This window comes from Lacibacter sp. H375, from assembly GCF_037892425.1.
In the GTDB taxonomy this organism is placed as follows: domain Bacteria; phylum Bacteroidota; class Bacteroidia; order Chitinophagales; family Chitinophagaceae; genus Lacibacter.
On sequence record NZ_JBBKTT010000001.1, the window covers coordinates 4779272 to 4795333 of the forward strand.

Annotated in this window: 12 protein-coding genes; 4 read left to right on the forward strand and 8 right to left on the reverse strand. The window is 40.2% G+C overall.

The genetic code is table 11. The features are described 5' to 3' along the window. Positions 1-25: 25 nt before the first annotated feature. The 3 genes from WG954_RS20430 to WG954_RS20440 all read right to left on the reverse strand — a co-directional run bounded on the left by WG954_RS20430 (position 26) and on the right by WG954_RS20440 (position 1996). Positions 26-604, reverse strand: coding sequence for a 50S ribosomal protein L25 (locus WG954_RS20430; protein ID WP_340438874.1), 579 nt, complete (start codon positions 602-604; stop codon positions 26-28). 35 nt (positions 605-639) lie between these two features. Continuing rightward, complete coding sequence (locus WG954_RS20435) at positions 640-1590, reverse strand: ribose-phosphate pyrophosphokinase (RefSeq protein WP_340438875.1); 951 nt, start codon at positions 1588-1590, stop codon at positions 640-642. Positions 1591-1786: 196 nt separating this feature from the next. Continuing rightward, positions 1787-1996: a hypothetical protein gene (locus tag WG954_RS20440; RefSeq protein WP_340438876.1), complete on the reverse strand. Its 210-nt coding sequence runs from the start codon at positions 1994-1996 to the stop codon at positions 1787-1789. 57 nt (positions 1997-2053) lie between these two features. On the opposite strand from WG954_RS20440, the gene radC reads away from it, so the two are divergent. After that, positions 2054-2743 carry a RadC family protein gene (gene radC / locus WG954_RS20445; protein WP_340438877.1) on the forward strand — a complete coding sequence of 230 codons (690 nt, stop codon included), beginning with the start codon at positions 2054-2056 and terminating at the stop codon, positions 2741-2743. Between the two features lie 63 nt (positions 2744-2806). On the opposite strand, the gene WG954_RS20450 is transcribed toward radC, so the two are convergent. After that, positions 2807-3235, reverse strand: a complete 429-nt coding sequence (locus WG954_RS20450) for a single-stranded DNA-binding protein (protein ID WP_340438878.1) — start codon at positions 3233-3235, stop codon at positions 2807-2809. A gap of 217 nt (positions 3236-3452) precedes the next feature. Between WG954_RS20450 and mnmA the strand changes: the two genes are divergently transcribed. From mnmA to WG954_RS20465, 3 genes are all read left to right on the forward strand, one after another. Then, positions 3453-4568: a tRNA 2-thiouridine(34) synthase MnmA gene (mnmA, locus tag WG954_RS20455; RefSeq protein ID WP_340438879.1), complete on the forward strand. Its 1116-nt coding sequence runs from the start codon at positions 3453-3455 to the stop codon at positions 4566-4568. A gap of 124 nt (positions 4569-4692) precedes the next feature. Next, positions 4693-5505, forward strand: a complete 813-nt coding sequence (locus WG954_RS20460; protein WP_340438880.1) for a hypothetical protein — start codon at positions 4693-4695, stop codon at positions 5503-5505. Positions 5506-5524: 19 nt separating this feature from the next. Then, positions 5525-7516, forward strand: coding sequence for a S8 family serine peptidase (locus WG954_RS20465; protein WP_340438881.1), 1992 nt, complete (start codon positions 5525-5527; stop codon positions 7514-7516). A gap of 3 nt (positions 7517-7519) precedes the next feature. On the opposite strand, the gene WG954_RS20470 is transcribed toward WG954_RS20465, so the two are convergent. The 4 genes from WG954_RS20470 to WG954_RS20485 form a co-directional block, all read right to left on the reverse strand. After that, entirely contained in the window at positions 7520-8689 is a 1170-nt protein-coding gene (locus tag WG954_RS20470) for an RsmB/NOP family class I SAM-dependent RNA methyltransferase (protein WP_340438882.1), read from the reverse strand. A 141-nt stretch (positions 8690-8830) separates the two neighbouring features. Continuing rightward, a complete protein-coding gene (odhB, locus tag WG954_RS20475) occupies positions 8831-10057 on the reverse strand; it encodes a 2-oxoglutarate dehydrogenase complex dihydrolipoyllysine-residue succinyltransferase (protein WP_340438883.1) in 1227 nt (408 codons plus the stop codon). Positions 10058-10190: 133 nt separating this feature from the next. Next, positions 10191-12941, reverse strand: coding sequence for a DUF7619 domain-containing protein (locus tag WG954_RS20480; protein ID WP_340438884.1), 2751 nt, complete (start codon positions 12939-12941; stop codon positions 10191-10193). 147 nt (positions 12942-13088) lie between these two features. Further along, positions 13089-15842, reverse strand: coding sequence for a 2-oxoglutarate dehydrogenase E1 component (locus WG954_RS20485; protein ID WP_340438886.1), 2754 nt, complete (start codon positions 15840-15842; stop codon positions 13089-13091). Between the last annotated feature and the right edge of the window lie 220 nt (positions 15843-16062).

Sequence of the window (16062 nt, forward strand, 5' to 3'; positions counted from 1 at the left end):
GGATTCTATAGTTAACAACTTGCTCTTATTTTTTAGGAGCAGCTGCTTCTTCCTGTTTCAACTGACGTGTTAACACGATAGATGCAATAGGAATACGTGGAGAGTTCAATACTTCCATGTTATCTGCTTTTACATCTTCAACACGGATGTTACCATTCAATTCAAGCGGAGTAAGATCCACTTCAATAGCTTCCTTCAAATACTTCGGATAAGCTTTGATCTTAAGTGATTTGATTTTGGTAATTAATTTACCGCCATCTTTCACACCTTTCGCAGCACCAGTAAATTTCAAAGGAATAGTAGCAATAACTTTTTTGTCGTCTACCAATTCTAGCAAATCAACGTGTGCTAATTTGTCGCTCACTTTGTCAAACTGCAGATCTTTCAGAATAGTTCTGTAGCTCTTGCCATCAATGTTTATTTCAGCAACCTGGAAATCGGGAGTGTAAACCAAAGTTTTAAATGCTTTGGCAGGAGCGTAGAAATTAATTTCTTCAGAGCCTCCATAAATTACACCAGGCACCATTTCCTGAGAGCGAAGTTGACGGGCGGCTTTCTTCCCGTTTTCGGTCCTCAAGTGACCCTCGATAGTAATTGTCTTCATTGTTTATCTAATTTAAAAAATTACGTTTTTGTGGTTTACTTATCCCTGCGTTGTGCATGCATAAATAAACTGGTGATACTCTTGTTTTCAAAAGCGTTGCGAAGTGCCACGCCAAATAATTCGGCCACACTCAACACCTTGATCTTTTTACTCTCTTTTTGGAGTGGGATCGTATCACAAACCACCAACTCTTCTAATACACTGTTCTCAATGTTTTCGTAAGCTTTGCCACTCAACACCGGATGTGTAATAAGTGCTCTTACACTTCTTGCACCTTTTTCTTTTAAAAGAGCTGCTGCTTTTGCCAGCGTTCCTCCCGTGTCACAGATATCATCGATCAATACCACGTCTCTGTCTGTAACATCACCAATTACCACCATGCTTGCTATCTCATTTGCACGCTTGCGATGTTTGTCGCAAATCACCATTTCGGCTTCAAAATAGCTGGCCACTTCCCTTATCCTGTTGGCACTTCCTACGTCGGGGGCCGCAAAGGTAAGGTTTTCGAGCTTCAAACTCTCAATATAAGGGATAAAAATAGACGATGATTCCAGGTGATCAACAGGTATATCAAAATACCCCTGGATCTGTGCTGCGTGAAGATCCATGGTTATGACCCTGTCGGCGCCGGCCGCTTCTAACATGTTGGCAACAAGCTTGGAGCCGATGGCTACACGAGGTTTGTCTTTTCTGTCTTGGCGGGCATAGCCGTAATAAGGAATAACCGGAATTACTTTATAGGCCGATGCTCGTTTAGCCGCATCGATCATGAGCAATAATTCCAAAATGTTCTCAGCGGGTGAAAATGTGCTCTGCACCAGAAAAACAATATCGCCTCGTATGCTTTCCTGGAACATTGGCTGAAGTTCGCCGTCGCTGAATTTTTGTGTAAGACTTTGACCTAAAGGAATGCCGAATTTGGCTGCAATTTTCTCGGCCAGGTACTTCGATGCTGTGCCGGAAAATATCTTGGCAGAAGGGTTCATTGAACTATAGTTTGTAAAGGGGTGAAATGTGCGGCGAAGATAAGTGCTTCAATGCAACTTTGAGGGAAACAGTTGATATGGCTTTATCCACATAAAAAAGTCCCGCTTGTGACGGGACTCGTGGGCGGTTGTCCAACTTTTGAAAAATTTTAAAAGCTCCGCCCGGTTTCTTTTGCTACAGTTTATAACAATAGCGTTAATTAATTTGTGCCAATGTAATCAGCTTCTGTTCCTTATCAGTTGCAGGTTTCGTTTCTGCCTGTTGCTGCAGATTGTTACCAGATTTTACTACCTGCACCCCCATCGACATAACGAAGATGGCAGAAAATAAAAGGTTACCCACAATGATAAAAAGGATAAGAGATGACCGCAATTGGGTTCCAGATGATTTAGGGTCGAGGTGCATACAATAATGGTTTATTCGGATGATTGGATAAGTGAATTTAAGATGTTAAATTGGAACATGCAAGACACCAAAACTACCATTAAGCAATGGGCAACCGACGACAGACCCCGGGAAAAGCTCTTAATGAAGGGCGCAGATGCTCTTAGTAACTCAGAATTAATTGCCATTTTAATTGGCTCCGGCACTTCAAAAAAATCAGCAGTAGATGTGGCTAAAGAACTGCTAACCAGATCAAAAGATGACATTAATGAATTGGCTAAATTAAGCCTGAAAGATTTGATGAAGACCAACGGCATTGGAGAGGCCAGAGCTGTAACAATAGCTGCGGCATTGGAGCTTGGACGGAGGCGACAGGCCGTAGAATCACTGAAAAAAAGCGTAAAAACAAGTGGCGATATTGCACAGTTTTTCCAGGCACAATTGAAGGATAAATTGCACGAAGTGTTTGCAGTGGCCTACCTCAACCGGGCAAATAAGATCAATCATATGGAAGTGATCAGTGAAGGTGGTATAACCGGTACTGTTGCTGACCCACGCATCATTTTAAAGAAGGCGCTGGAATATAATGCAGTGAATATTGTTCTTTGCCATAACCATCCGAGTGGAAGTTTAAAACCAAGCCGGGCCGATGAAATGTTGACTAAGAAAATTAAAGATGCTGCGGTGATACTGGACATGAATGTGATCGATCACATCATTGTGAGTGAAGATGGATATTTCAGTTTTGCAGATGAAGGCATATTGTAATATCATTATAAAAAGAAAGCCTGTCTTCGCAAGACAGGCTTCTGTATAAATGAACCTCTGAGATTAAAACGGAAGATCGTCTGAATCGCCACCAATTGGAGCTTCATTCATTGGTGCTGAAGGTGCACTGTATCCACCGCCCTGTGGTTGATAGCCACCACCAGAACCTTCACTTACACGGCTTCCCAATAATTGAATGCTGAGCACACGCAATGATAATGATGCGCCGCTTTTTCCATCCTGTGTTTGATATGTGCGCACTTCAGGTGCACCTTCAACATATACCTGTGTTCCTTTCTTCAAATAAGGGGCAATACCTGTACGATCGCTCCAGTAAGCACAATCAACCCAAATGGTTTTTTCACGCTGAGCGCCGGTACTGTCTTTGTATTTTTCTGTGTGAGCAACGGTGAAGTTCATCACATTCTTTCCATTCACTGTGTTTGATACACAATCCTTTCCCAGATTTCCGATTACCTGTAACTTGATCATAATGTAATTTTTAGTACTGAATAAATTATTGTAGAGCGGGCAAAGTAGGAATTTTTTTAGGATAAGTGAAAACATGTGTTGAGATTTTCCCAACACATCAGCACACACAGATCTTACCCATAACACAGCTCAACTTTCAGTATCCTTTAAAACCGGGCTTTTCCCGTAATTTTGCATCTTGCTTTTTTTTAAAGCAGTAACAGAAATTAATTTGATCATGAGCCGTAAAGGAAAAGTTTTAGTAGCAATGAGTGGCGGTATTGACAGTACCGTTACGGCTCTCATGTTACATCATGAGGGTTATGAAGTGGTGGGTATTACCATGAAAACATGGGATTATGCCAGTAGCGGAACAGGTACCAAAGGAAAGAAGGAAACCGGCTGTTGCAACCTCGATAGTTTTAATGATGCACGGGCAGCTGCAGTGCAGCATGGCTTCCCACATTATATTTTAGATATACGTGAAGAGTTTGGTGATTTTGTGATCGAGAATTTTGTGGATGAATACCTGAATGGCCGCACACCCAACCCCTGTGTGTTGTGCAATACACATATCAAGTGGCGGGCACTCCTGAAAAGAGCTGACGCCATGAACTGTGATTTTATTGCAACCGGGCATTATGCAAAAGTGCATCAACATGATAATGGCCGTTACTTCATCAGCAAAGGTGTGGATGAAACAAAAGATCAGAGTTATGTATTATGGGGGTTACAACAGGATCTGCTGCAACGCACTCTGCTTCCGTTAGGTGGTTATCGTAAAACAGAGATCAGGCAAATGGCCCTGGACTATGGCTATCCTGAACTGGCGAAAAAAGCAGAGAGCTACGAGATATGTTTTGTGCCCGATAATGATTACCGTGGCTTTTTAAAACGCCGTGTAGATGGACTGGAAGAAAGAGTGAATGGCGGAAATTTTGTTGATAAAAGCGGTAAGGTACTGGGGCAGCACAAAGGATATCCGTTCTATACCATTGGTCAACGCAAAGGATTGGATATTACATTTGGGAAGCCCGTGTTTGTAACCGAGATCCTTCCGGAAACCAACACCGTTGTTTTAGGTGATGAGGAAGATCTCAACAAACAGGAAATGCAGGTGGGCAAGATCAATTTGCTGAAATATGATACCATTACTCCCGGCATGGAAGCCATTACCAAGATCCGATATAAGGATAAAGGCACGCTATCAAACCTTTACCCAAATGCTGATGGCACTGTTAACGTTCAGTTTTATGAGGAGGCTAAAGGCATTGCACCCGGCCAAAGTGCTGTGTTTTATGAAGGCGATGAGGTAATTGGTGGAGGCATTATTATGCGGAAACCCATCATTTAAAACAATGATTTCAAAACATATACGTTATAAGGTACGCTTTGCGTGCCTTTTTTATGCAGCATTGATCCGTGATTTTGACTCTTAAGAGCATGCGAAACCCGAAATCATTAACTAACTTTAATTTATGAAATTCAAAGGAATTCCTGCCGTCCTCTTACGTAAAACAGCCTTGCTTTCCTGCTGCCTTTTTTTCCTGTTGAGTAGCTGTAAACGCACCGAAACACTTGAATCGCTTACACTTGATGAACTTGTTCCACTGCAAGTTGGCAAATACATTACTTATCGATTGGACTCTTTGGTTTTTACCAATACAGGTAAAACAACGGAAATACACCGCTATCGTGTTAAGCATGCCATCGAGCGTAAAGGTGTAGATAATCAAAACCGGCCCACCTGGATAGTTACAACCTATATCACAGATTCGTTGGGAACCGGGCCATGGGTAGCCAATGGCACTTATACTATAACACCGGTCGATAAAAAATTAGAGGTAACCGAAAATAACTTACGTGTAATTAAACTCAACTTGCCCTCAATTGAAGGTTTTACCTGGAAAGGAAATTCATATTTGCCGAACCGCCCTTACAACCCTGAGTTCCCTATCAGCATTGATGCAAATATGAGTTTATGGGAATTTCAATTTGAAACAGTAAACGGAAACGAAACAATTGGCGGCAATCAATTGACTGATGTAACGACTGTTTTTCACATTGATGAATCCGAAAATGTACCCATCGTTACAGATACCTCTTTTGCTTCACGTGAATTATCTGTTGAGAAGTATGCAAAAAATGTAGGCCTTGTATTTCGTGAATTTCAACTTTGGGAAAATCAACCACGCCCAAGAACAACCGGCACTCCACCAAATGTGATCACCACGTATGATCCCGTGCGTATTGGCTTTGGTGTAAAGATGTGGATGATCGATAAGAACTAAATTTCAGTCTTAAAAATTCATGAAAAGCACATGTTATTTGTTGGTCGTTTTTTTCATACTGTTTACAGCAGTTGAAAGTAACGGTCAGCGAACCAAGCATGTTATTTTTCTTACTGATAAAAACGAAACAACTTTCTCCCTCTCCCAGCCTTCTGCTTATTTATCTGCAAGAGCTATAGCAAGAAGAACAAAATATAGTATTGCTGTTGACAGCACAGATCTGCCTGTTGTTGAAAAATATGTTGACAGTATTCGTTTAGCAGGGAGCGTTACGATCCTTGGCCGGTTACGTTGGATGAATGCGGTGATCATTCAAACAAGTGATGCAGCCGCATTAAATAAGATCAATACATTCCCTTTTGTGAAGAAGAGAGATAGTATTGCTTACCGAAAAGTGAACGCAAGACTTATCAGCAACAAATCATACAACATCATTCCCTACTCTTTCACAAATCTACGAGTGCAACAACCGTTTGCTGATTCATTGAATTATGGAAATACAGCTTCACAAATAAAAATCCATTACGGAGAGTTTCTGCATAACATCGGCGCACGAGGACATAACATGCAGATCGCATTTTTAGATGGAGGATATTTCGGTTATCTCAGCAATCCATTCTTCGATAGTGTACGCATTCAAAACCGCATACTCGCCACTCGAGATTTTGTATTGAATGAAGCCAGTGTGAATGAAGATGATGCACATGGCATGGCCTGTTTTTCCATTGTCGCAGGGAATATACCGGGAAGTTATGTTGGCTCCGCTCCTAATGCATCGTTCTATTTACTACGTACAGAAGATGTAGGTAGTGAACAATTGATTGAAGAATACAACTGGGGATCAGGTGCTGAGTATGCTGACAGCGCCGGTGTTGATGTCATTTCTTCTTCAGTTGGTTACAGCACCTTTGATGACCCTGCTTATAATCATACCTATGCTGATATGAATGGTAATACAACTATTGTAAGCCGGTACGCAGATCTTGCTGCAAAAAAAGGAATGCTGGTTGTGAACAGTGCGGGCAATGAAGGTAACAAGCCATGGAAATATATTGTGGCACCTGCTGATGCCGATAGTGTATTAAGTGTTGGTGCCGTAAACAGTACAGGAATAATTGGTGGTTTCTCAAGTTTTGGACCAACCAGTGACGGACAAATAAAACCTGATGTTGTTTCTGTGGGGCAGGGAACATTTCTTTCAACTTCAGGCGGAACAGTCGGTACCAGTAGTGGCACATCTTTTTCAGGACCAAACATGGCAGGGCTTGCAACTTGTTTGTGGCAACTGTTTCCTGAATTCAACAGTTATAAGATCATTGAAACTTTAAGAAAAAGCGCTGACCGGTATACAGCACCGCATGAACAATATGGCTACGGTTTACCTGATATGAAAAAAGCAACAGGAATAATTTTAGCTGAACTTTCAAACATGAGTGCATCCATTACAAATTGCACGGTCAATCTGCAATGGAACAGCAAGGATATTTCAACCATGCAATACATTGTACAGCGAAAATTGCCGGGTGAATCCAGTTATAATAACATTCAAACCGTTGCAGCAAAAGGCTCAACATTCTCTGCACAGAATTATCAATACAATGATTTGGTAACTGTGGCGGGAACTATTGATTACAGGATAGTAGAAGTAATTGATACAAGTATTTCAGGTTATCGTGCTTATGCTATTGATTCTTTCTCTGTAATTGCAGGTAGTGGATGTAACACCACTAACATCAATGATCCATCCATCATCAATAAAAAAATACAGTTGTTTCCAAATCCTGTTGCTGAAAATTCGCTTCAATTGAAATTTACAGAACAAAGCAATGGACGATTTATATTGACTGTTTATAATACTACCGGTCAATTACTTCTAACAGAACAATACAATAAACCAAACGGAATGGTTACACATTCCTTCTCACTTAATAGCCTGGCAAAAGGCAATTACTTATTAGTTGTAATGAAAGATGGACAACGGTATGCAGTAGAGGAATTTGTGAAGCAATAACAGCTATTTCTTTAATAATGCAGCAAACATAGTATCAGCCTTAACTGAATAACCTTTGATTACTTCCTGTTTTACTAACTTCAATTTCAAATCTTCCTGCATCCACACAACGCTATCTTCATTTTCTCTCTTAAATACTGAACAGGTAATGTATAAAAAATACCCCCTCGGTTTTAGTTGTCCAACTGTATTGGAAATGATATTCCTCTGTAAGATGCTGTATGTTTCAATGGATGATGTTTGAAAAAAAGATAATTGCTCAGGCGTACGTCCCCAGGTACCTGAACCACTGCAGGGAACATCGGCGATGATGAGATCGAATAATGAGTGATGAGTGATGAATGATGAGTTTGAAAGATCCGCAACGAAACTTTTGTAGTTTCTAATCCCTGCCTCTTGAAAACGTTTTTTTAAATTGATGAGAATAGTTTCACGTACATCGCTTACTGTTAAATCAATATCACCCAGAATATCTTTTGCCATGATGGATTTCCCACCGCTGGCTGCACAACAATCCCAAACGTTCCATTTTTGATTTTCGATTTCAGATTTCAGATTTCCAAGAAACTCTCCTACCCTTTGCGAACTGTAATCCTGCACTACTGAATCTTTATTCAGCATGACAACATCTTCGATCTTTGTTGCATTTGGTAATGCAACTGTATTCTCCCCGATCAACTGAAAAGAAATGTCTGCTGCTTTCAATTGATGAAGTACCGTTTCTTTTCGTCCGGGTCGTATTCGTAAAAACAAATCCGGCTGTTGCAGATGACTAAATGCAAATTCATCCACATCAATTCCGTCACTCAACTCATTGGCAAATGGAAAAACAGAAGGAGCATCAACAACACTATTCAACAGTTCTGTTTTCTTTTCTCTGCTTGTTTCAATTATATCATTCCACTCCGGTTTTAAATGCTGCAGCAGTTCGTTTGAAGTTCTGCTGCTGAGAAATAATCCGGCTAATATTCTTTCTTCCATGGAAATTTCCGGTAAAGACTTCCCCAAACGGAAATAAGAATAACAAAGCTGTGTGATCTGTTTCCTGTCTTTACTCCCAAACTTTTTATTAGCAGCAAATTGTTTTTTAAGATGCGATGCAAAAGGTTCGGCACCGTTATAAGCCGTAATAATCTCTTTAGCAGAATTGATATATGAATAGTAACGGCTCATGGCTGCAAAGAAAAGAAGTTATTGATAAACAGGAAGACAAGATTCGATAATTCCCTCACCCCTTCAGGGAGGAGAATAAAAAAAGTCCCGCTACAAAGCGGGACTCATTATGCAAGTAACCGTTAGAAGTTACGAGGTGTTTTATACTTCTAACAAAGTCTTCACCGGATCTTTTCCGAACAATAACAGTTCAGGGTTTTCCAGCAATTCCTTTACACGAACTAAAAAGCTCACACTCTCTCTTCCATCTATAATTCTGTGATCATAACTTAATGCCAGGTACATCATTGGGCGAACCACCACTTGTCCGTTCACTGCCATTGGTCGCTCCTGAATTTTATGCATTCCTAAGATAGCACTTTGCGGCAAATTAATAATGGGTGTACTCATCAAACTTCCGAACACACCACCATTGGTGATGGTGAATGTACCGCCGGTAAGTTCTTCCATCGTTAATTTATTATCTCTTGCTTTACCAGCTAATTCAACTACTTTCTTTTCTACATCAGCCATGCTCATGCTTTCAACATTGCGCATTACAGGCACCGTTAAACCACGTGGCGTAGAAACAGCAATTGAAATATCTGCATAATCATGATAAATAATTTCTTCAGCATCAATGGATGCATTCACTGCAGGCCATTCGCTTAATGCAATGGCACAAGCTTTTCCAAAGAAACTCATGAAGCCCAGATTCACACCATGTAATTCTTTGAATTTGTCTTTGTACTTCGTACGGATCTCCATGATGCGAGTCATATCCACTTCATTAAAAGTGGTGAGCATTGCAGTGGTGTTCTTACTTTCCACCAAACGACGGCTGATGGTTTTACGCAGGTTGCTCATTTTTTCTTTCCGCACATTACGGCTAAACAACTCTGCACCTTTGAATGCCTGCTTACCGGGATTGGAGATGGCCTGTAACACATCATCCTTTAATATCTTACCACCGGTACCAGATGCTTTGATTGTTTGAGGATCAACTTTTTTATCAGCAATGATTGCTGCTGCAACGGGTGTTGCTTTTATATCGTTTGCAACTGCTGTTACAGGAGCTGTTGATTTTGTTTCTTCTTTCTTTGGGGCTTTTGCTGCTGCAGGTGCTTCAGAAACTGCCGCTCCTTCAGGTTTAGCTGCTGTTTCATCTATCTGACAAACAACATCACCAATATTGAGCGTATCACCTTCCTTTGCACCATGTTTCAGGATACCTGCTTTTTCGGCATTGATCTCAAAGGTTGCTTTTTCACTTTCCAGTTCAGCGATCACTTCATCACGCTCTACCCATGCTCCATCGGGCTTGGTCCATTTTAATAATGAAACTTCACTTATCGATTCACCTACAGTAGGAACTTTTATATCAATCATATCAATTCGTTGGTTGAGAGTGTTGCAAATTTCGGGGAAAAACAGATAGAAAAATAAGAAAATACCTACAGTAGCAGTAATAAAAAAACAACCCCTCACATAAGGGGCTATGTTATTACGATAGTTAGCAGATTTATTGCAAAACGATCTTCTGCTGCCAAACTTTGCCCTTTTGTTTTAGCACAACGTAATAAACTCCGGCGCCTAGGCGATTCAGATAAAGGGGAATTAGCTGGGTATCCTGATTACTTATTCTTTCAAGAGTTTGTGTTTGATAAATCCTTCCATACAAATCAACTACGGTATACTCAAACTTACCTGTAAGTTTTCCACTCAATTTTACATAAAAATTGCCGTTTGAAGGATTAGGCAAAGTGACAAGTTTCATTTCATCATTTGACAAATTACGAACACTCGTTATGATAGCTGTTGATACAACGGTTGTAGTTCTATTTGTTTCAACCGGCAAATTATAATCGAAATAAATTGAAGCTTTGTTTTGAAAATATTCGCCAGAAGTAAGATTGTTTTTTGCTTTTATGCGGAACGCAATATAACCTTGACTCAAAAGTTCGTTCACATTGCTGTCAGGAAGGCTTATATTGGGAAAAGTCCAGCTGATCTTATTCCCATCAACAACGGTCATTTTGTAGGAATGACTGGCACCTATCATTTGCAAACTGTTCCAGTTTAGTTTTGTATCAAGTGTGTCTGTAATACGAACGGTGAAAGCGGTATCTGTTCCTGTATTCTGAAAACGGATGAGGTACTGAATATCTTCGCCTATTGCAACTTTTGCTAACGGAATTTTCCCTGCTACATTTTCCTGTTTATCATTCGGATCGTAAGAACCAACCACAACCTGGGCAAGCCTTGCAGTATCATCCAAAGGTGTAAGATCGGTACCAATTCCTGTTGCAGGAACTATAGCGGCAGCATAACGTAATGTATCACCGTTGTTTACTGTTGGAGGTACGGCTAACTTCAATTCAATATTAATCGTGTATTCATCAAATGGTTTGAAAGCACCAAACGACCAAAGCAAGCTATCACCAGTAACTAAACCCACTGCAGGAATTGAAGAAACCAACGTTACTCTCGCATCCTTTATTAATATGACGCCTCCGTTGGGAATTGTATCAGTTCCACTGTTCCGAAACGTAAGCTTATACTTTGCGTTAAAGCCGGGCCGTGCAGGTGTAACAGGTATTAAACTGATGCCTAAATCACGTTTGCCTGCAACGGGCTGCAATGCAAAATGAACGGTATCGTTCTGGAATAAAGTTGTGAAAATTGTTTGCTTCACTGCCGGCACTGACACATAATAATCATTGTTAAGCCTTACTGTTGTTGTATAGTTGCCGGTATCAACATCATTCCTGAACCATCCATTGGTAGCCACACTGCTCCGACTGTAATTTGTCTTTTCTGATGTAACAAGAAACTTGTTGGCATAAGGTTCATTAGTATCTTTTTTGTTGTTTTTGTTGAGATCGTAATAAACAGAGCCTGTGATATTGCTGATTTGACCGAGTTTGCCAAAGGAACCAATCTCAATTGTGTTGTCAATAGCTCCAAACACAAACTCCTTTTCATTGATCGTATCAATTGCGATAATAGCTTTATCAGGATAGATTGCTCTCCATTCTTCAGCCCCTTTCTTATCAATTTTGAGAATATGACTGACATAACCATAAATGTTAACTGAATCAGCAATTTCCGTATTCCCCAAAAGCATAAGAGTGGAATCGCTTTTTATTAACCCACGATAGAAAAGGTCATCTCCACCATCACTCAACTTATAAACTTTGTTATCAATGATTTGACCCGTGTCATTTATAATAAGTTTCCACGCTACTCTTTGAGTTGTATCATTATTAACTCCAATTAAATCTCCATCTGCAGAATTAGTCGAACCTAATACCAAGAGATTTATGTTTGGCAACTGTTTAACAGAATATCCATAATCATCTTTACCTCCTCCGAATCTTTTCCTCCATTTTAGATTACCTGCATTGTCAATTTTCAATAATACTAAATCACTAGGAATAACATCAACGGCGCAGTTGCCTTTAACCTCTCCAAAACTATTCATGCTTACGAATCCGTCTTGCACTCTTATTATACTTGTGCTATTATTAATTGTGGCGTAATTAATTCCAATAAAATAGTTTTTATTCCATAAAAATTGACCTGAACTACCTAGCTTAACAACAACATTAAATAAGGAGTCTTTATTTCCTAAAGATGGATTGCAAGTATCAACTATATTAATATTTCTTGTGCCGTTTATTATATACCCTCCATCCCCACCGAGTATGATATCAATACCCCAATCTGAAATTACTGAGTCATGTATAAGAGTTTGCCACTCTAACTGTCCACTAGAACTTAGTTTTATAACTGGTGTTTTATCAGAAGAATCAATCGAAAAGGGCCCCGTGGCAACAAGGCCGCCATCAGGGGTTGCACAAATAGATGGATAAAAGTCTTCGCTACGCACACCTAGTCTTACTTTCCATAAGACCCGCCCATCTGCATTTGCTTTTATAATGAATCCATCCAGATTGGAGACAGATTCGGTGTTGATGGAACCGCTGATGGCAAACGAACCATCTGCAAGTCTTATAACATTATAAACATAATCATACGTTGATTCAGGAAACACTTCGCCAACCAATCGATCCCACACCACTCCCGGCTCACCTCCAAATCCCATACTATCAGTACCGGTAACTCTTGCATTAAAAAAAGGTTTGCTTTGAGTGGCTCTTTTAACCTGCTTACCCGTTCTGCCAAAGAACGGGTGTTGTTGCGCCTGAACGACAAAGAAAGAAATACAAAAAAAGAAAAGAAGAAATGGTTGCTTTTTCAGGGGTATCATATTGAGTGTTTTGGATAGTGCAACAAAATAATACTTTAAAGACATGTAAGCAAAGCATGGTTATAACTGTGCGTTTAATAACCATAACAGTGCAAAAGAAAAGCCCGTAACGGATGTTACGGGCTTAACATGATCTCTTTTATATTTTTAAATTCCAAATGCCGTATCAATGATCTCTGCCTGCTCCTGCTGGTGAACTTTGTTAAAACCTGTTGCAGTTGAAGCTGATGCTGAACGACTGATAACACCATAGTTAATTTCTTTCAGGTTCATTTGCAGGAACGAAGCAGCACCCATGTTTAGCGGCTCTTCCTGTATCCAGAACCAGGTTGCCTTGCTGTACTTATTATACAACGCCGTTAACTGTTGTACAGGCAGTGGATAGATTTGTTCAAGACGAACAATAGCAACATCAGTACGGTTATCTTTTGCTTTGCGTTCAGCAAGATCAAAATACATTTTACCACTGCAGAAAAATACTTTCTTCACTTGCGCTGCATCCGGACTTGTTGGATCATCAATCACTTCTTTAAAACCACCACTTAAAAATTCTTCTTTCAGTGAATAACTTCCTGCATGACGCAGATTTGCTTTTGGCGAAAAGTTGATCAATGGTTTACGGAAACTCCATGCCAACTGACGACGCAACGCATGGAATAAGTTAGATGCAGTAGTAATATTTGTTACCACCATATTCAACTCCGCACACATTTGCAGGAAACGTTCCATTCTTGCACTGCTATGTTCAGGGCCTTGTCCTTCGTATCCATGTGGTAACAACATGGTAACGCCATTCATACGGTTCCACTTTTGTTCTCCGGCAGCAATAAACTGATCGATCATGGTTTGTGCACCATTACAGAAATCACCAAACTGTGCTTCCCATAATACCAATGCATTAGGATTAGCCATTGCATAACCATATTCAAAACCAAGCACACCATATTCACTCAACAAAGAATTGTAAATACGGAAATGACCGGCAGCTCCTTCAATATGTGCAAGACGGTTATATGCTTTATCAGTTACTTCATCACGCAACACAGCATGACGATGAGAGAATGTACCACGACGAACATCCTGTCCGCTCATACGCACATCGTTTCCATCAATCATCAAACTTGCATAAGCCATCAGTTCACCGGTTGCCCAATCAACTTTCTTTTCGTCGTTGTATAATTTTATTTTATCCTGAATAATCTTTTCAACTTTCTTCAATGGCTTAAAATCATCGGGCCATTTCATGATCGATGCAAATATTTTATCAAAGTTAGCTTCGCTGATTGCTGTTACAGGTGATTGAAAGAAATCTTCTGCTGTTGCACGACGTAAACTTTTCCATGCAAGTTCCGGTGCCTGGTAATGATAAGGAAGTGGATTTTGTTTTACATCATCGAGGCGTTCCTGCAGATCGCTCCAGAATTTCTTTTCCATTTCCTGTGCTAATGCTTTTGCATCAGGTTCACCATTCTCCAATAAATAGTTGGTGTAAACTTCCCGTGGATTCGGATGCTTCTCGATCAGCGCATACAAATGCGGTTGTGTAAACTTCGGATCATCACCTTCGTTATGTCCATGTTTACGATAGCACACCATATCAATAAATACATCACTGTTAAATTCCTGACGGTAACGTGTGGCAATCTCCACAACTTTCACAACAGCTTCTGCATCATCACCATTTACATGAAAAACGGGAGCCTGTACCATTGATGCCAATGATGTGCAATAATCAGCACTACGAGCATCATTAAAGTCTGTTGTAAAACCGATTTGGTTATTGATCACAAAGTGCATGGTACCGCCGGTATAATAACCTTTGAGGTAACTCATCTGCAATACTTCATACACCACACCCTGCCCAGCAACCGATGCATCACCATGAATAAGAATAGGAAGTATTTTATCGAAATCACTCTTGTACATGATATCGGCCTTTGCACGGCTGAAACCTACCACAACAGGATCAACAGCCTCAAGATGCGAAGGGTTCGGCATCAATTTCAGGTGAACAGTTTTACCATCTAATGTTTCCACTTCACTACCATAACCCATATGGTATTTCACATCACCACTACCCATCGTTTGATCCATCTTGGCAGTGCCTTCAAACTCACTGAATATTTGTTCATAGGTTTTACCCATGATATTTGCCAACACATTCAAACGACCACGATGCGCCATACCAATCACTACTTCATGCACATCGTTATTGGCAGCTGTATTAATGATGGCATCTAACGCTGCAATAGTTGTTTCACCACCTTCAAGTGAAAAACGTTTTTGGCCAATGTATTTTGTATGAAGAAATTTTTCAAACATTACACCCTGGTTCAGCTTTTCCAACACACGTTTGCGTTTGTTTAACGGCAGGGGTTGATGAAATTCTTTTTCAAATGCATTAGTAAGGAAATCAACTTTCTTTTGATCGCTTATATATTTGAATTCAACACCCACATGCGATGCATAGCATTTCTCCATGTACTGCTGAATATTGCGAAGTGTTGTTTTACCAAGGCCGATCAACTGACCTGCATAAAATTCTTTATCAAGATCAGCTTCGCTGAAACCATAAAACGCCAGTTCAATATTTGCCCCACGATCTTTCCTCTTACGGATAGGATTTGTTTTTGCCAACAAATGACCTTTATTGCGATAACCAAGGATCATGCGGTAAGCCATGATCTCACGCATCCAATCGATACCCGCCGGAGCGGCTGCCGCCGAGCCATTTAAAGCAGGAGTTGTTCCGTTTGCAGCCCCACTGCTTACAGCAAAATCAAATCCTTCAAAAAATCGCTTCATATCGGGATCAACAGTGCTGGGGTCTTTTATAAAATCGGAATACAAGCTTTCGATATACTGAGGATGAGAGGCAGTGATGTATTGAAAATCTTTCATATTGGAGGTTGATGATCGTAACTTCTTAAAAAGGAGCACAAATATCGGTTGTTTTCATCAAAGCCGGATAAGAGAGTCGACTTGATTTTGTCAATTTTCCTCTAATTCACAGGCATTTAGAACGAACAAATGTTAATCAAGGACCTTGTCTAAGCCTTGCTCATTTGTTTTGGTCAATTTGCTTTTACATGGGAACGTTTGCGTAAATAATCTGGCTTAT